Raw genomic sequence first — 17,485 nt, 5'->3', positions numbered from 1 at the left:
GATGAATTTTAGCTGGCGGTTTCGAGGTTAGCTCGTAGGATTTCAGAAAATTCCTCCACTCGTTTTATCCAGGTATTTTCCTCTGCAATTTTTAGTCGTTTATTTATCTTCTCTTCCGAATTTGTCGTTAATTCTTCACTAATGGCGGCCGAAAATGATTTGTTATCATCGCAAAAGCGTACAGTTCCTTTGGTGAATTCTTCAAGATCGGGATTGAAGTTTGTTGCTATAACAGGCTTCCCGGCACCCAGATATTCAAATAATTTAAGCGGGAAAATTGTAGCGCTAACTGCGTCTTTTTTGAATGGGATCAAGGTAATATCAAATCCTTTTAGTACACCGGGAAGCTGATCGTATGGCAATTGTCCGGTGGTAAAAATATTCGGGGTGTTAAAAAACCATTCGGGCACGAACTCTGCGCTTATTGGCCCTGCAAATACAAAGCTTTTATGCGGATTATTTGTAGTAATGTCTTTTATGAGGTCGAAATCCATCCGTCTCTCTATATGTCCGAAAAATCCGATTACGGGCTTCTTTAGTCCTTCAATGCTCTTGTGTATAGCCAAATCTTGGTCCATGGCTTTATTGCTATGGCTAATATCTGCAGCGTTTGGTACGAAAAAAGTATTGGGATTAACCTGTTTTTTTTCCTCGTAAAGCTGTTTACTGGTACAAATTACGACGTCGCTATTTTTTAGTAGCTTAGGTTCCGAAGTTAAACCATGTCTCTTATCAAATGGTAAAATAAGTGGATCAACGCAATGGTAAACCGTTAGCTCGGGCGAAATATATCTGCTGACTTCCGGGTAATGAAAGTTAAATGAGTTGATATAAATATACTTATCAATTTTTTCTTTAATGAGAATGTTTCGGATTCGTCTAGCGATATTTATTTCGTTGATTTTTAGCAGTTGTCGGTATATTAACCCTTCGGGAAAGAAATTGATGGAAAGGAGAGGAGGAGTTATTACAACCTTTAACCCCGGAAGTTCTGTCGAAAGAAGACCATCCGACTTTAGTGAAAAGTGTTTCCTGCGACGGATGAATTCCTGAGTTCCTTTTTGTTTAAAGTAATCTTTCCACGTAAAAGGATTTTCAATGTAAAAGACCTTATTAGTTTTCGCCAGATTTTTGGCGATGATATAGCTGGCCGATTCGTAGGGGTTGTCAAATTTGGCCGTTCCCAGAATGAAAATAAACTGATTGGATAAACTCATTAATCGGATTTTTCCCAAATCTTAGTTTCGAAGTTGTATTTCTTTAAAATTCTTGCCGGGTTCCCAGCCGCAACCACATATTCAGGTATATCTTTCGTTACAATACTTCCGGCGCCGATCACAGAATGTTTGCCGATTTTCACACCTGCAGTGATCACACTGTTGGCGCCAACCCACACATCATCACAGATAGTGATTTTTTGTGTAAAAACAGCCTGCTCAGCCGGAGGCTTGCTTACATCCTGATAGCCGTGGTTTAATCCTGAAATTACAATATTTTGGGCCAACATAACATTGTTGCCGATACTCACAGGGCCAATTACGACATTTCCCAAGCCGATTATGGTTTTCTCTCCAATCAGAACATCTCCTACACCATTGTTTACGGTGGAAAAATCTTCGATTGTGGAATAAGCACCTAGTTCGAAATGGTTAAAAGGTAATACATCAATTCGGGTGCGCCGGCATATTTTAGATCCTTTGCCTTTTTTATGCTTAAAAGGATTTAACAAGAGTTTTACCCAAAGCCGCGGTCGATACTCGTTGGTAGGAATCAGGCACCAATGTGCAATCTTTTTTAAAGAAGGGTTTGCTTTGATTTTTTCTACCAGTGCCATTATAATTTATTGTAAGGAAGCAACGCCAGTTTCCTGTTTCGCTTTATCCAGATTCAAGGTAATATTTATCATAGAGATAAAGAAATAGAAATAAATGTTAATTGGGAATTGAACTAACGACTCTTGCGGATAACTACCTACGTTTAGTGCAAAAATGATGAGTGTCATGGCCAAACAGTATGACTTAAGCTCGGGATCCCGTATTCGAAAATAATTCTTTATCCCCTGCCGAATCACCACGAAGAAGAGTGTGCAGAGTAAAAGTAGTCCTACCCACCCAAGTTCGACGGCCACGCGCAAGTAAGTACTATCTGGTGGTAATTGAGCTAGAAAAGAGTGGGGTGCAAATTTAACCCCCCAGGCGCCTGTGGCTCCCAGGCCGCCGCCAAATGGGTGAGTTTGAATATAGGGCTGAATAAACTTCTGGTTTTGCTTTCGGACATTAAAGGAGGCATCTTCAGAAGGTTTGAACGCCGACTGGAACCGGTAAAGGGTTGGATTTGATGTGGGGACATACACTATACCGGCAAATATTATTCCCCCAATTATACCCAACGCCAGCACCTTTCTGTTGAGGTTTAACACCACATAAAATACCATCGCTGCCGGGAGTAATACATACGCGGCTCTCGTTGCAGAGTAAAGCATTGTAGTGGTAAAAAAGCAACCTAACAGAAAGTAAATTACTTTCTGTTTTAAAGGTTTCGGGCTTGTGACCATACAGATACAAAATATGGTGCCAATAGCCATGTTGTATGAGAATGATACGGGGTCGGAGAAAATGGAGAACTTTCTCCATTCTCCGTTGATAAACAAAAGCGATTGAACCAGGGGATCGTTAAAGTTGGCTTCTTCAAAGGCGAAAAAACCAAAGTGCTGCTGCTTAAAGGCATTTAGGGCGCCAATGAAAGTTAACACCATCCAGGTTTTCAAAATAACCCTGACAAACGAAATGGTCTTTATATGATAGGAAAATATGAAATACATTAAGGTAACTACCGCAACCGAACGCACTGTATATAGCCAGGCCATCCTGGACTCGGCCGTTGGGTTAGCTACCTGTAAGAGATTGTAAGCCTCCCAAATCAAAATAATGATAGCTATTGGTGTTTTTAAAAGGTCCCAGTTTGGATGAAATTTCTGCTTTAAAAAGAAGCCAAATATCAATAGGGCCTGAATGCCATCCATAATGGTCCCGAGAGGAAAATTTACTCCCATTCTTATCACCCACATAATAAAATAGGAAGATATGAGAATCACAAGTATTCCGAATTTGGGAAAGGCGACAATGCAAAAAACTGTTGGAATAGCAATTAGTATTACCAACATGAGGATTACATATTTGATACCTAAAAGTGATAATGTAGCCGCGAGTATTAATGAAAGAGCTATAATTGCAAAAAGGGAAGCAACATACCAAAAATTAGGAGGAAACCTTTTGTTGGTGCCTCCTTCGAAGAACTTTTTGGCCGGCATGCTCGTGTTGAGGCTTTTTATCTCCGGTAATATCCGCATTACAAAAAAATAAGTTTTATGGCGAAAGCAAATATTCCGACGAAGGCAAAAAGAATAGAGAGCGATTGCAGAAAGGCATTGTCTTTCTCCTCTTGCTGTTGCTGCTTAACTTCGTGCTCGGTCGGGTTTATCTTCATTTTACTTTAAACTATGCTCTAAAGCGATTATTATGTTCGATAGTGCCTGGTGCTCACGGAGCGGATATTCGCTTTTCGAACCTTAGTGAGTGAAATTATCTGGTAAAAAACAAACTTAGGTATACCAATCAATGCTTTGTAAATGCGTCTGTCTGCTTTTGAAAATAGAAGCGCCTTAAAAAAACAAATAGTAAATACTGCGAGTGCTAACATCCATATTAAGCTTATAAAGGGATTTACATAAAGGTTAGCCAACATCAGTAAAACTGAAAGAATCAGAAATAAAAACAGGGGGGGGCGTAATAATATAAGTCCGAAAAGAAACTGATTCCAACTAAAATTGTTGACGCCCTTCCATAATAGTAAAAAGCCAAGTTTGAAATATTTAAACCATGTGTTAAGCCAGCGTGAGCGTTGATCTACCAGTTGTTGAGGTTGAGATGTCTTTTCATCGTATAAAATTGCAGATGGAGCGAATGCAATTCGTTTGTCTCTTTGTACAATCCTTGCTTGCAGTATTTTATCAAATCCGGCACCGCTTATCTGCTCGTTTTGCAGGCACTCTTTATATAATGAGGTTGCAAATGCCATTCCCGATCCTGAGAGAGTAGAAGATGAGCCTGATTCAAAAAGAACTTTGCAATCAAAGTGATGATAATAAAGGTCTCTCGCAGCGTCGAGACAAGCATAGGTCGTGTCCAGATTTTTTGCCTCTCGCAATCCTTGAACTGCATCAAATCCCTGATTCAGGCATTTGGTTATTTCGTTGAGGTATTCGGGATGAACAACATTGTCGCTGTCAATGATCGTGATGTAGTCATGCTGGCGTTTAAATCGATCTATCGCGTAAAAATGAGATCGAGTATTTCCTTTAAGTACATGTTCCGGTTTTAATAGTATCACTCGCTCATCATCAAAGGTTAATGTTGATGTGTCGCAGTTATCTGCTACAACATAAACCAAAAACTTATCGTAGTTGAGTTTTAATACAGAGGCAACAGCCTGAGGTAGGGTGTCTGTGTATTGGTAAGCGGTAATAATCACCGCATAGTCAGGCTCTGTTTCTGAAACGCCCGACAAGCCTTTAGGTCTTACGAAATAATGTACTAATGATAAAATGAATGGGAGAAGCAAATTGTATCCGATCACAACTTGAATGAATATCCATAACACAAAAAGCAACACAAGCATATTATGCCTTTTTTAAAGACGGCTTTTTAACCGGTGGAGCGGGGAACTTATTGAATATCCAGCCAATAAACTTTTCATTCAAGATTTTAAGATAAGACAATTGTGCCTTTTTCGCGTCGCTGATATAACCTTTATATTCAAAAACTCCGATAACCTTGTCGGCCAGTAAAATCCATTCTTTACTTGTTTCGGTGTCGACAAGTGCGGGTGTTTCAATCAATATAAGGTCGTACACTGATTTTAAACTCTCGAACCTGTTTCGTGCACTTGTTTCATCCGAAATTTCAAACAGAGATTTATTTCCCCCAGTATTTCCCAAAACGGTAATTCCGATTTTTGCTTCTGGTGCAGAGTTTACTTCGCCGTGAAGAAGAAAGTCCTCAATATAGTTTAAACCGGTAGATTTCAACGACTTTGTCAATCCTGGCTGGACAAAGTTTCCGTCAATAAGTAATACCTTTTTGTTTGTAAGTGCATAGGCATAGGCCAGATTTAAGGCTAAAAATGTTTTACCTTCCTGCGCCGAAAAACTGGTTACCGCCAATAATTTAGCTCCATGAAGTTCTTGGTTTAACTCAAGCCTGATCGCCCTTAGCTGATCTTTGAAGCCTTTGTATTGTGGTCGGTCTATCCTGTCTTCCCACAGTTCCTGAATGTTTAAGCTGGTGTGGTTTAGTGTATCCAACTGCCCGATGACGGGAAGTTCAGTAGTATTAGCCAGTTGCCTGGCTGAGAGAACCGAATCATCGAAATAAAATAATACGAATAAGATTAATACACAGAATACAAAACTAATAACTCCACTGAGTATAATAAGCAACATTTTTTTAGACGGCTGAAGGGCTCCGAGTGGTGCTTCGTGTACTTGTTTTGGCTTTGCTACAAAGCTGGTTTGCATGCTCGTATTATTGTATCTGTCTAAAATATCAAGGTACTCCTGGCTTGCTATCTCAATATCTCGTTCGTAATTCTGAATACTAGCCTCAAATGGAACCAATCGCCTGAATTGTGCAAAGAGCTTAGTATGTAGCCGTTCCAAACTATTAACCCCCGCTCTGTTTAAATCGAGTTCCGTTTGAAGACCAATTTTACGGCCTATCAAATCTTGCTTCGGCACCATAGGGTTGAAAATGTTCTCATCTACCCCACGAAGTATTTTGTCTGTTGTTAACGATTGCACTGAATCATGCATCCGCTTATACACCGGATCCCAGTCGCTATCTATATATTTGTCGTATAATAATCTTGCTTTTTCTTTATCGGTAATAATCTGCGCGTTTAGGATAGCAGATTGTGCTTCGAAATATTTTCTGTCGCGTGCATTGAACCGATTTTCAATAGACTTAATGGCGGCAGAGCCTGCAATGATCTCCTTTTGTAATTCTGCCTGACGGTTTTCTACTTCGATCATCTGCCCAAAAATAATCCTGGCCTGCTCAGGAAGATTTAAAACATTATTTTGGATCTTATAATATTTTAAAATTACCATCTTATTGTTCAGATCCTTTTGTTTGTTTTCAAGAAGCTTTGAAAGATAATTAACCTTACGCTGTCCGGTACTTCGTACGAGCCCGTTATAGTAATTTATAAATTCAGAGCAGAGAGTGTTTACAACATAGGCAGAGAGTTCTGCGGTGGGGGCTGTATATACCACATTGATGTAATCACTTTGTTGAACACGGGCAATGGAGAGGTTGCTTTTAATGCTGTTTACATCATATTTCATTGAAACAAGTGCATCTTCCAATGCGATTTCATCTTGGTTAGCGCGCGCCAGAGGCTGCATTGATTTATATTTAGCACTCGCAGTATTAATTAGCCGGGTCTTTTGATCCTTCGTAAGATTTTGAAGTCTGGCACTTAAAGGCTTAAAGGATGGATTCAGAAGATCATGGATAATTAAGCGATAGGAGACCAAGCTGATGATCTGGGTTATCTGCATTCGCTGAATGAGGTTGCTGAACTTTTGTTCTATCTCCGATTGTTGTAATGGCGGGGTATCACTCAGGTCTATTTCTCCGGTCTTGTCGATAATTCCTGCTGATATTTGCGTTTGTGCTATATAAGAATCAGGGAGACTTTTAACCAAAAAATATGTAATAACTACCGTGATGATGGGTATTAATACTAAAACGACAACGTTTTTATATAAGAATTTAAAAAAAGCTGTTATCTCCATTAATTAGGTACCTCTTCTAGCTTAATTCCTAACAACTCTTCGAGTGCGAATCTTGCTTGTAATACTGCCGCTTCCGCATCTATTTTCGCCTGATTGTTTGTAGTTAATGCTGATGATGCTGATACGTAATCCGAAAGCGTAAGTTCGCCCCTTTCGTATTTTAGTTTGGTTTGCGTATACATGTCCCTTGCGTCCAGACTCGCCTGGGAGTTGAGTTTAAGTACTTTTTGTGCCTGCAAATATGCAACATACCGCGTTTTTACTGTTGCGGCAAGTGATGCCAGGTATTCTTCACTATCATGTTTAGTTATTTTTAGCTCCTCCTTCGCCCGTCGTATATTCGATGGTGTTTGTAAGATAGATCCAAAATTTAATGCCAGGCCAACTTGATAGCCGCTAAAGAAAGTAGGATTGGTTAAATTTAGAGTAGTGGTTGGTGAATAGACATATGAGAGACTTAAAGGACTAAACCAGGAGAATTTTGCACCCGTAACAGCAGACGACGCAGCAAGTTCCCTGCTCTTTAAAGCTTTCACTCTGGGATAGTTTTCTTTGGCCACCGCAACCAATTTTTCCATATAGACATACGAAATGTCTTCCATTATAGAAGATTGATGTTCTTGGGCATTGGAGATTTTAGAAAAAACAGAAAGTAGAATACTTAAAATCGCTAACCTTTTAATCATTGAATCTCACACTGTATACCAAACCACTCAAAAATATTTAACTGTATTGTCATTGAATCGAAGAACTTGTTAACATGTTAACACTATGGTTCGAATTTTTTAGAAACCCCTTTCTAATTAAACCGTATATAAACCAGTATTATGCCAAAGATAAGCTAGTCATTATAACTTACTCTAAACCTTTATATTGTTAAACTCCCTAATGGTTTCAAAATTTTATGTAGAATTTGTTTCCCGGGAAGGGAAACTGAATTCACTTGCTAAAGAAATGACAGAAGATGCAGAAATCTTTGATTACGAAATATAGCTTAAAAAGCGTAATTCTTACCCATACCCTAAGTGAAGGAGCTGTAGCACTATATTTGTTAATTATAGTCGGGCTGAATATTGATGAGTTTTAAGCGCCCTAAATTTGAGGATTTCCATGCAGAAAAAAATTAATGCTCTTATTTTTTTATTGCTTTTTTGTATTACGGGGGCATTTGGCCAGTTTCCGTATAAAGAAACTTTTAAGAAATCTACTGCACCAAATATAGTTTTCGGGGGTACCCCTACCGCATATCTAACATCGGGGTTGATGGACCCGGCTACAGGTATAAAAGATCCCGAGGGGGAAGGGTATTTGCGGCTGACCAGAAATCTAAGGGACCAAAAAGGATATATTCATAGCTCCACGAGTTTTTTGTCGCATTATGGATTGAAAATAGACTTTGAATATTTTACATACGGCGGTGCACAGCTCTTCGGCGGGTCAGCAGACGGAATTACGTTTTTCTTGTACGATGCGGCGGTTAAGGATACCGATTTTAAAATTGGAGGTTTCGGGGGGTCTCTTGGCTATGCACAGTATCAAACTGTTCAAGACCCATTGCCCATTGATGGAGTTACCGGTGGTTACCTGGGTATAGGCTTAGATGAGTACGGTAATTTTGCTAATCCTACCGAACTACGCTCTGATGGTCCAGGTTTTAAAAAGGGTTCAGTAACCATTCGCGGAAGAGGGCAGGGAAGTGGCGCAACCTTACCAAATTCTAGCGTGAAAAATTACCGGTATATTACTCACAAGCAAACTCAAGATCTAGGATTCGGTTTGACATCGGGGAGCCGAAATCCGACTTCAGAAAACCCCGATTATAGGAAGGCCATAATCCATTTAGAGCCGGCTGATGCACCTATTACCGGATATTACATAACTGTAAAAATTGTTAAAGGTGGTAGTGTGCCTACCACTTACACACTAATAGATAGACATCACTACCCAGATGTGGCACCCGCCACACTAAAATACGGCATTGCCTCATCTACAGGTTTCGAAACTAATTATCACGAAATCCGGAATCTTAGGATTAATGCCTTCGACCCGATACCGCCAGTAGCAAACAATGATTTAACGGTTACAACCGCCAAAAATACCGCGGTAAACATTCCTGTACTTCACAATGATACAGATCAAAACGGAAATATTGATCCGGCTACAGTCGTTATTATAGGCCAAACCCCGGGAGCGGTGATCACCAAAGATGCTGTTACAGGTGTCGTGACTTATACGCCGCCGGTAGGTTTTTTAGGCAAGGATACGTTTTTCTATACCGTTAAAGACGACGAAAGCGAGGTTTCAAATATTGCCAGGGTAGAAGTAACAGTGGTTAGTATAAAGCCCTCAGGCATGCCCGACGCAGCCGAGACAACCCTGAACCAAGCTGTTACAATAGACGTAAATAGTAATGACCCGTCCAAAATCGATGTTATAGTGATCGGGAGCACTCTCACGAGCCGGGGTGGAAGTATATTAATAAATCCCAATAACACCATTAAGTATACCCCTCCCAATGGGTTCTATGGTAGTGATACGTTTACATATAAACTTAGGAACGGAGATGGCCTCGAATCTGACCCCATAACGGTATCCGTCTTAATTCGCCGGCCGCCAATTGCTAATGATGATGAGGCAATCACATTGATAGATGAAGCGGTTGTTGTAGACGTAGTAGCTAACGACACAGATGTAGATGGGGTTGTAAATAATGCATCAATAGATATCAAGGCACAGCCCAGTAATGGTGTTGTTACTACGGATGTAAGCGGTAATATTATTTATACCCCTAAACCAGGGTTTATAGGGGTCGATTTCGTAACCTATACCGTCAAAGACAATGACGGTGCAGAATCTCTACCCGCCCAGGTGAAAATTACTGTGAACTCCGTGCCTAAAATCGGATTGGCAAAGGCGCTGACTAGTGTCAGAAATTCAATCAACGGATCTTTTATTGTAAGGTTTATGTTCACATTGGGGAATTATGGGAAGGAGCCGCTCGAAAAAGTTAGTCTTAAAGATGACCTTGCAAAAGCGTTTGCCGGTGCTGAAACTAAAATCGTGGGGATCAATGCCACCGGCACCCTTAAAGCAAATGCCAATTTTAACGGAGTGGGCGACATCGAATTGTTAAATGAGTCAAGCACACTGCCCGTAGCTGCAGTTGAAAAAGTGGAGCTAATTATAAGCTTAACTTTGGTATCTAGCGAAGGAATGTATCAAAATAGCGCTATTGCAGAAGCTTCTTCCGGATTGAACGGGATGAAAACCTTAGATGCATCGGTGGCTGGTGATATTCCGGATCCGTTTGAGCCGGGAAATGTCACTCCCTCCGGACCGACCTTTGTTGAATTAGTCAAAGGTCCCCTCTATATCCCCGAAGGTTTCTCTCCCAACGGCGACGGAATCAACGATGTTTTCATCATTAGTAACAGTCAGGGTAAAAAGATAAATCTCGATGTATATAACCGTTGGGGCAACCGGGTATACAAATCAACGGACTATCAAAATAATTGGGATGGAAGGTGCACAGAAGGAATTTCGCTGGGACAGGATTTACCGGTTGGGACCTATTACTATATAGCAATCATTGATGACAAGGATAAGTACATGGGATATATCACAATTAACCGGTAGCATGAAGAGGATTTTAGTACTTAATCTGCTTATTTTTTGTATAGGATATAAGCCTTTTCATGCTTCTGCTCAGCAGGATGCAATGTATACACAGTACATGTTCAATACACTTGCTCTAAATCCCGCTTACGCGGGAAGCCGGAACGTCATTTCGGCTACTGGCGTCATCCGTAATCAGTGGGTTGGGGTTCCGGGGGCTCCCAACACGCAGACCTTTACGATGGATGCACCCTTCAATTCCAAGAAAATAGGCCTCGGTTTTCAATTGTTCAATGATGAGCTTGGGAAAACCCAAAATACAGGTGCGGTTATTAGCTATGCCTATCGCATACGAATGGAAAAGGCAAGTTTATCGTTCGGGCTGCAGGGCAGCATGAGCCATTTTAAAACAGATTATAATTCAGTCGAACTGGATCCTTCGGGCATGTCTGCGGATCCTGCATTTATAAGCAACGACAATAAGGCGCTGTATAACTTTGGCGCAGGGATTTATTATAATACCGACCGGTTTTATGCCGGTTTGTCGTCACCCCAATTAATGAATAACGTTTTGCCCGGTTCGCAGACTGGCGGAAACCGGCAGAGTTTCCACCTTTTTATAATGACCGGCTATGTTATCGATCTGAACAATTCATTCAAATTGAAACCCTCAGTGCTTTTTAAAGGTGTGCAAGGAGCCCCTCTTGAGGCCGATTTAAATGCCAGTATTTGGATAAAAGACCGGGTTTCTATTGGAGGGCAGTATCGAACCAATGCCGACGTTTCAGGACTACTGGAGATCCAGGCAACACCACAAGTTCGATTGGGGTATGCTTACGACCATAGCACAACTGCTTTGAGTAACTACAATACAGGTAGTCACGAATTAATGCTGAGGTTTGAGTTTGGGTTTCAACGAAACAAGGTGATAACACCAAGGTATTTTTAAGGACCGATGAATTTAAAGAGAATTTCCCCAATAATAGTTTGCGTACTATTCGCACTGGTCTGCCAGAATAGTTATGGCCAGAGCAGCGCCAAATTAAAGACACAACTTAAAATAGCCGAACAGCAATATAAGCGATTACATTTTTTATCGGCTATTCAGCATCTCAAGCCTATTTTGGAGGCTGACTCAACGCTCGTAAATGCGCAGGAAATGATGGCAAACAGCTATCGCAATCTCCGTAATTATGATGAGTCGTTATATTGGTTTGCCAAACTGGTTGAACAACCGAATATGAAGTTTGAATGGGCTCTCTATTATGCAGAGGCGCTCGCAAGCAAAGAAAAATACGAGGAATCTGAGAAATGGTATCGCAAATATTTGAGTCTGGTGCCCAAAGATAAACGAGCCTCATCCTTTATTAAGGCCGGTGCAGCATCTTTTCAGGGTAATTCAGATTGGGTGGTCTATCAAACTAACCTGAACACGGCGGCTTCAGAGTATTCTCCGGCATGGTATAAAAAAGGTTTGCTATTTGTCAGTAATCGTCGATCGGGAGAAATTGTAAAAAACGTTTTTGGCTGGGATAATACTCCCTACAGTAATCTTTACGTATTTAATGATCTCACAAAGATTGAGAAAGTAAAAATTGATTCCACTAGTAGTAGTATTGGCTATTTGTCTGCCTATAAATCAAACGACGATGATACTGATCCAACCAGTAACGACAGCAGAGTACTTGGTCTCTACGATCCTCGTATCTATAATGCAAGTCAACGGCTAACGAGCGCTAACGCTTATCCTGTAAAGGGCAAAATTAACACCAGGTTTCATGAAGGACCGTGTGTAGTATCTCCGGACGGAACATTATTCTTTACCCGAAATAATTACACGCACGTGAAGCCAGGAACGAGCAGCGACGGAACCGTAAAACTAAAATTATTTACCGCAAGTGGTGCTAATTGGGATAATTTGGAGGAGCTGCCCTTTAACAGCGATGAGTACTCGGTGGGCCATCCAGCTATAAGCAGCGACGGAAACATTTTAATTTTCGTTTCTGATATGCCGGGCGGCTTTGGGGGCAAAGATCTGTATTATAGTGTAAGAGTAGCCGGTGGAAAGCAGTGGACCAGGCCGGTTAATATGGGTAAGAGAATAAATACGGAAGGGAACGAAATGTTTCCCTTTTGGGGAAAGGATGGAGCTTTGTTCTTTTCATCTACCGGATATGCCGGCCTCGGCGGCCTCGATGTTTTTGAAGTGGTGCTTAAAGATTTGAGGCCTATGGGGATACCACATAATCTAGGTGCTCCTATTAATTCATCTGCAGACGATTTTGGTTTGATCAGATCAGAAGATGGAAAAAATGGATATTTTAGCTCTAATCGTTCCGGGAACGATGATATTTATGCGTATACCCGTCAAAGTTATTCTATCAGGCTGGCTGGCCAGATTTTAGATAAGCAGACTAAAATTGCCTGGCCGGGAAGTCAAATCTATCTGCGCACCTCTGACGGAATTGATACCTTAAAAGTAAATCGATCGGGTGAATTTACAACCGAACTTGATAAAGAAACCGACTATGAGATCATCGGTTACAATCCCGATTATGTAACTCAAAGGCAGTTTTTCAGCACCACAGGAATGCGTACAGACACCACTATCGTTGTAAACTTTTCGCTTAATAAGGCAGAAGTTTCACAACGTTGGGTAACAAAGAACTGCGATTCTCTAAAACGTGTATTAAACATATCGAACATTTACTACGATCTGGATAAAGCCCACGTACGCGAGCAGTCTAAGCCTGTTTTAGATAAGATTGTTCAACTAATGAAACAGCATCCCGAAATCTCAATAATCACAGCAAGTCATTGTGATAGTCGTGCTTCTGCCGGTTACAACAAGGCCCTCTCACTAAGAAGGGGTGAGGCAACAAAATCGTATCTGGTATCAAGAGGAGTGCGGCCGGGGAGAGTCAAAATAGAGTATTATGGTAAAAGTCGTCTGGTAAACCGTTGTTTCGATGGCGTAAACTGCTCGGAAGAAGACCAGCAACTAAACAGACGTACCGAATTTGATGTGGTGATAAATGGCGTAAACCTTAGCCAGATGGATTGTGTTAATTAGCCAGCACAAGATTAACGGGAATTCTGGATTAATGGCGTAGAATTTAAACCTTCTCCTTTTGCAATAATGCCGGGAAAGTCTTCAAAATAATTTTAATATCAAGCCAAAACGAGTGGTGCATGGCGTAAAAATTATCCAGCTTTTTGCGTTCATATTCAGACATGTCGCTTTTTCCCCGTTTACTTATCTGCCAAAGGCCCGTTAGACCTGCAGGCCCCAGAAATCTTTGAGTCCATTCATTAGATGTTAACATCTCAGCCTCATACAAAGGGAGAGGGCGGTTACCTACCAACGACATATCGCCTCTGAAAACGTTGTATAATTGAGGCAGCTCGTCTATGCTTGTATTTCTGAAAAACTGCCCCAGTCTGGTTATTCTCGGATCATCCTTCACCTTGAAAAATGCTGACTTGCCTGTTTCGTCGGCATATTGATTTAATGTGCTTAGGTGCTCAACTTCCTTGTCGGCCCCTTCACGCATAGTGCGGAATTTATAAAAGTTGAAAATCTTATATCCTGTGCCTACACGCTTGCTTTTATAAAGAACCGGACCTTTCGACTCCAGTCGGATAGCCAATGCAACCAGGAGTAATACAGGAGACAGAATAATCAAGGCCGTTCCGGATGATACGATGTCAAAAACTCGTTTTGAGACGGGAGTTTTGTACGTAACATCGATAATTTGTGAAAGAAATGAAAGTTTTGGTTTTATCAGCTTAAATTTTACTAAAAAGCTTAAGCGTTCTGATAAATCTTGTAAGGGGAAAGGATAAGTGTAAAAATCGTGTACTTTAAGATCCATTGCTATTGATTTCCACTTTTTATTAGAGAAAGCAGAGATCACCACAACAATGACGCCCAGCAGTAGTGGGTTTTGTTTAATTTGCCTTACAACCCCTATCCACTGATCTTTATTATCAGCTTCGATTAGAATAACGTCGGGCAGCGATAGCAGTGATTGCTCGTTCAGGTATTGCTCAATAGTGTTTAATGAGAGATTTCTCTTATCAAGTTCAAATTTTGCTGATAACTCCGGCAAAACGAGTTCTCTCAGTTCAGAACCAGCATAGGCGATCTTAACGTTCAAACCAGTTTGTTGCGATAAATTTAATTCCGGAGTTAGAACCATATTACGAAACAATTAAAGTATTAATTATAGATTTTAGTTGGTCCGGATTAAATGGCTTCTGTATAAAACTTTCAACCTTAATTGCCATTTCAGTTACTTTATTCTCTAAATCATCGGCTCCGGAAAGCAAAATCACCGGGGTGTCGCGGTAGTATCCGCTGACTTTTAAGTTCCTGATAAATGAGCTTCCATCAAAATAAGGCATGTGTAAGTCAGATATAATCAGATCAGGATCGTTGCCTTCCTCAAGCCAGTTAAACGCATCTACACCACTGTTTTTAATAATCAGGTCATAATCTTTCGACAAAACAAAATTTAAAAGCTTTAGTATACTTAACTCATCATCAACAATGAGAATCTGTTTTTTCATGTACGAAATGAACCCTTTTTTGTCGTTTACTATACCGCGTTTACGCCCTGCAACACAAAATGTTTCATCAAAACCTTATTCGGGGAATTTGATATTTTTAATTAGTTACAGAATGATCCCGATCCCGACGAATGCCGGTTATCGAGAGCAAAACTCATCTATAATGTTCCGCGACTTAAAGGTACTTGTTATTTGGTTAAGAGCTTAATCTCTTTACAAAAACTTGTCGTCCTACTAAGTAACCGGCAATCTCCCTTCTCATTATTAGTGTAAAAATAATTAGTTTTAGTTGATAATCAATAGTTTATGCTGTTGTTTTTATATTTTTTTTATTTTTTAATAACAAATTTTCGTTTAAGTTGTACTGTATCTGAAATATTAGCTAAACAGTTAAATTTTCACACTATGAAAAGATACACTAACACATTTTTCTCTGCTTTAGTAGCTACAGCAGCGTTGTTTTTCTCTGCCAGTGCCAATGCTCAAACCGAACCGGCCGGCGATTCTCATGATACCAGGCTTGGTTTAGGTCTTAGTCTGGGAATTCCTACAGAGGACGCATACAAAATTGCCATAGGTGGCGATTTGCGTTTGCAAAAAGATTTTTACAGTAACGTTTCTGGACTTTTATCGCTGGGTTATACCAGTTTTTCAATAAAAGATGAGGCCGGAGGCGGCAGCGCGGATTACATTCCTTTAAAAGTCGGAATAAAAGTATTTCCGATCGAACGGTTCTACATTTCCGGAGAAGTAGGAGCCGCATTTGGGGCCGCGAAATCTGAAGGAACAGGCTTTGTTTACGCTCCGGGAATTGGAATAGGCTTTAACAGGGGCATCGATTTGGGACTACGGTACGAAGGCGTGTCCGGCCTGAATTATGAAGGATTTCCAGACAGTAAGTTAAAACTTGGCCAGGTGGCTCTAAGAATAGCTTATGGATTTAATCTAAGCCGATAGGTAAAAATTTCATTGCAAAAAGCGGACTTGTTTAATTTCAAGTCCGTTTTTTCTTTTAATAAGCCCTCATGATCGCCCAAAATCAAATTATTTTAAATTTTTGACCATTAAATTACGCTACAACTAATAATTAACTTCCAAAAAAGGCAGATTTGATTATTTTTGCGACGCAACTTCAATTAATATGTCTGAAACAGCTTCTATAACACTGGATAATAAAAAGTATGATTTGTCGGTAGTTACCGGTACCGAAAATGAAAAAGCACTAGATATTTCGAAACTTCGGGATCTAACCGGCTACATCACCTTAGATAGTGGTTACAAAAATACAGGCTGTACTAAAAGTGCAATTACTTTCCTCGACGGTGAAAAAGGTATCCTTAAATATCGTGGTTATCCGATTGAGCAGCTTGCAGAAAAATCATCTTTCATTGAGGTTGCCTATCTGTTAATTTACGGTGAGCTGCCAACGCAGACTCAATTGAATGAATTTGAGGAATTGCTGAAGGAACATTCTGATGTGCCCGAGCAGTTAAAGACAATTTTGTTGGCTTTCCCGCCTGAAGGTCATCCAATGGGTAAATTGTGTTCAGTGATCGCCTCGTTGTCTGCTTTCTATCCGGAAAGTTTAAAGCCAAATGCTTCCGAAAGCGAACAGAATTTAACTCTTGTAAAATTGCTTGCTAAATTACCCAGCATAGTAGCTTACATCCAAAGACACACACTTAGTCACTCTTATGTTGCGAGCGATAATAACTTAGATTACGTTACCAACTTTATGAATATGGCTTTTGGCGGACACGCCGGAAGTACAAAAGTTGATCCGGTGGTAATCGATGCAATGAACAAATTGTTGATCTTACATGCCGATCACGAGCAAAATTGCTCAACTTCAACCGTTCGTATTGTAGGATCTTCTGATTGCAATCTTTATGCTTCAGTAGCAGCAGGTGTTGCAGCGCTTTGGGGCCCTCTTCACGGAGGAGCAAATCAAGCAGTGATCGAAATGCTTGAGAAGATCAAAAACGATGGAGGCGACACAGCAAAATGGGTTGCGAAGGCAAAAGATAAAAATGATCCTTTCCGTCTAATGGGATTTGGACATAGAGTTTATAAAAACTTTGACCCGCGTGCAAAGATCATAAAGAAAGCTTGTGATGATATTTTAAACAAGTTAGGCATCAAAGATCCGGTACTGGAAATTGCAAAACACCTGGAAGAAGCAGCCTTGAACGATCCTTACTTTGCGGAACGTAAATTATATCCTAACGTAGATTTTTATTCCGGAATTATATATAGAGCTTTAGGCTTTCCAACCGAGATGTTTACAGTATTATTTGCCTTAGGCCGTTTGCCGGGATGGATTGCACAGTGGAAGGAGATGCGCGAAAACAAAGAACCCATCGGACGCCCAAGACAAGTCTACGTTGGTGAGGTTGACCGTACTTTTGTTGATATTAAAAACCGATAGAAAGACGATACAAT

The 17,485-nt window shown here is 40.5% G+C and carries 14 protein-coding genes; 5 read left to right on the top strand and 9 right to left on the bottom strand.

The features are described from left to right. Positions 1-8 precede the first annotated feature (8 nt). The 7 genes from J3P43_RS11910 to J3P43_RS11880 are packed head-to-tail and all read right to left on the bottom strand — an operon-like array spanning position 9 to position 7,458. Complete coding sequence (locus J3P43_RS11910) at positions 9-1,217, bottom strand: glycosyltransferase (RefSeq protein ID WP_255902640.1); 1,209 nt, start codon at positions 1,215-1,217, stop codon at positions 9-11. Continuing rightward, positions 1,217-1,834 (bottom strand): acyltransferase, encoded by a 618-nt coding sequence (locus J3P43_RS11905; RefSeq protein ID WP_255902638.1) that lies wholly within the window; start codon positions 1,832-1,834, stop codon positions 1,217-1,219. Before J3P43_RS11905 ends, J3P43_RS11910 begins: the two co-directional genes overlap by 1 nt. A 6-nt stretch (positions 1,835-1,840) precedes the next feature. Beyond that, on the bottom strand, positions 1,841-3,349 hold the full coding sequence (locus J3P43_RS11900) for an O-antigen ligase family protein (RefSeq protein WP_255902636.1): 1,509 nt from the start codon (positions 3,347-3,349) through the stop codon (positions 1,841-1,843). Next, positions 3,349-3,486, bottom strand: coding sequence for a hypothetical protein (locus tag J3P43_RS11895; RefSeq protein WP_255902634.1), 138 nt, complete (start codon positions 3,484-3,486; stop codon positions 3,349-3,351). Before J3P43_RS11895 ends, J3P43_RS11900 begins: the two co-directional genes overlap by 1 nt. 30 nt (positions 3,487-3,516) lie before the next feature. Continuing rightward, complete coding sequence (locus J3P43_RS11890; protein ID WP_255902632.1) at positions 3,517-4,677, bottom strand: glycosyltransferase; 1,161 nt, start codon at positions 4,675-4,677, stop codon at positions 3,517-3,519. Between the two features lies 1 nt (position 4,678). Next, on the bottom strand, positions 4,679-6,856 hold the full coding sequence (locus J3P43_RS11885; protein WP_255902630.1) for a GumC family protein: 2,178 nt from the start codon (positions 6,854-6,856) through the stop codon (positions 4,679-4,681). Continuing rightward, on the bottom strand, positions 6,856-7,458 hold the full coding sequence (locus J3P43_RS11880) for a TolC family protein (protein WP_255902628.1): 603 nt from the start codon (positions 7,456-7,458) through the stop codon (positions 6,856-6,858). The genes J3P43_RS11885 and J3P43_RS11880 overlap by 1 nt, the downstream gene beginning before the upstream one ends. Positions 7,459-7,966: 508 nt before the next feature. Here J3P43_RS11880 and J3P43_RS11875 point away from each other — a divergent pair. From J3P43_RS11875 to J3P43_RS11865, 3 genes are read left to right on the top strand one after another with little or no spacing between them, the layout of a single operon-like run. Beyond that, positions 7,967-10,492: an Ig-like domain-containing protein gene (locus J3P43_RS11875; protein ID WP_255902626.1), complete on the top strand. Its 2,526-nt coding sequence runs from the start codon at positions 7,967-7,969 to the stop codon at positions 10,490-10,492. 1 nt (position 10,493) lies between these two features. Then, on the top strand, positions 10,494-11,420 hold the full coding sequence (locus tag J3P43_RS11870; RefSeq protein ID WP_255902624.1) for a PorP/SprF family type IX secretion system membrane protein: 927 nt from the start codon (positions 10,494-10,496) through the stop codon (positions 11,418-11,420). 6 nt (positions 11,421-11,426) lie between these two features. Then, positions 11,427-13,544, top strand: a complete 2,118-nt coding sequence (locus tag J3P43_RS11865) for an OmpA family protein (protein WP_255902622.1) — start codon at positions 11,427-11,429, stop codon at positions 13,542-13,544. A 43-nt stretch (positions 13,545-13,587) separates the two neighbouring features. On the opposite strand, the gene J3P43_RS11860 is transcribed toward J3P43_RS11865, so the two are convergent. Beyond that, a complete protein-coding gene (locus J3P43_RS11860; RefSeq protein WP_255902620.1) occupies positions 13,588-14,673 on the bottom strand; it encodes a sugar transferase in 1,086 nt (361 codons plus the stop codon). A 1-nt stretch (position 14,674) separates the two neighbouring features. Further along, the gene (locus J3P43_RS11855) at positions 14,675-15,043 is read right to left on the bottom strand and encodes a response regulator (RefSeq protein WP_255902618.1); all 369 of its coding nucleotides are present in this window, start codon (positions 15,041-15,043) and stop codon (positions 14,675-14,677) included. A 405-nt stretch (positions 15,044-15,448) separates the two neighbouring features. On the opposite strand from J3P43_RS11855, the gene J3P43_RS11850 reads away from it, so the two are divergent. Both J3P43_RS11850 and J3P43_RS11845 read left to right on the top strand, forming a co-directional pair. Next, positions 15,449-16,000 carry an outer membrane beta-barrel protein gene (locus J3P43_RS11850; protein ID WP_255902616.1) on the top strand — a complete coding sequence of 184 codons (552 nt, stop codon included), beginning with the start codon at positions 15,449-15,451 and terminating at the stop codon, positions 15,998-16,000. A 184-nt stretch (positions 16,001-16,184) separates the two neighbouring features. Continuing rightward, a complete protein-coding gene (locus tag J3P43_RS11845; protein WP_255902614.1) occupies positions 16,185-17,471 on the top strand; it encodes a citrate synthase in 1,287 nt (428 codons plus the stop codon). Positions 17,472-17,485: the final 14 nt, after the last annotated feature.

The organism is Paradesertivirga mongoliensis (assembly GCF_024436395.1).
GTDB classification, from domain to species: domain Bacteria; phylum Bacteroidota; class Bacteroidia; order Sphingobacteriales; family Sphingobacteriaceae; genus Paradesertivirga; species Paradesertivirga mongoliensis.
Note: the sequence above shows the minus strand (reverse complement) of the source record. Positions and strands in the feature narration are given on the sequence as shown.

Bases quoted from the DNA above. Each gene is read 5' to 3' on its own strand.
- J3P43_RS11885 (WP_255902630.1), bottom strand. From the start codon at position 6,856: ATGGAGATAACAGCTTTTTTTAAATTCTTATATAAAAACGTTGTCGTT.
- J3P43_RS11865 (WP_255902622.1), top strand. From the start codon at position 11,427: ATGAATTTAAAGAGAATTTCCCCAATAATAGTTTGCGTACTATTCGCA.
- J3P43_RS11855 (WP_255902618.1), bottom strand. From the start codon at position 15,043: ATGAAAAAACAGATTCTCATTGTTGATGATGAGTTAAGTATACTAAAG.
- J3P43_RS11845 (WP_255902614.1), top strand. From the start codon at position 16,185: ATGTCTGAAACAGCTTCTATAACACTGGATAATAAAAAGTATGATTTG.
- J3P43_RS11900 (WP_255902636.1), bottom strand. From the start codon at position 3,349: ATGCGGATATTACCGGAGATAAAAAGCCTCAACACGAGCATGCCGGCC.
- J3P43_RS11895 (WP_255902634.1), bottom strand. From the start codon at position 3,486: ATGAAGATAAACCCGACCGAGCACGAAGTTAAGCAGCAACAGCAAGAG.
- J3P43_RS11850 (WP_255902616.1), top strand. From the start codon at position 15,449: ATGAAAAGATACACTAACACATTTTTCTCTGCTTTAGTAGCTACAGCA.
- J3P43_RS11905 (WP_255902638.1), bottom strand. From the start codon at position 1,834: ATGGCACTGGTAGAAAAAATCAAAGCAAACCCTTCTTTAAAAAAGATT.
- J3P43_RS11910 (WP_255902640.1), bottom strand. From the start codon at position 1,217: ATGAGTTTATCCAATCAGTTTATTTTCATTCTGGGAACGGCCAAATTT.
- J3P43_RS11860 (WP_255902620.1), bottom strand. From the start codon at position 14,673: ATGGTTCTAACTCCGGAATTAAATTTATCGCAACAAACTGGTTTGAAC.
- J3P43_RS11875 (WP_255902626.1), top strand. From the start codon at position 7,967: ATGCAGAAAAAAATTAATGCTCTTATTTTTTTATTGCTTTTTTGTATT.
- J3P43_RS11870 (WP_255902624.1), top strand. From the start codon at position 10,494: ATGAAGAGGATTTTAGTACTTAATCTGCTTATTTTTTGTATAGGATAT.
- J3P43_RS11880 (WP_255902628.1), bottom strand. From the start codon at position 7,458: ATGGAAGACATTTCGTATGTCTATATGGAAAAATTGGTTGCGGTGGCC.
- J3P43_RS11890 (WP_255902632.1), bottom strand. From the start codon at position 4,677: ATGCTTGTGTTGCTTTTTGTGTTATGGATATTCATTCAAGTTGTGATC.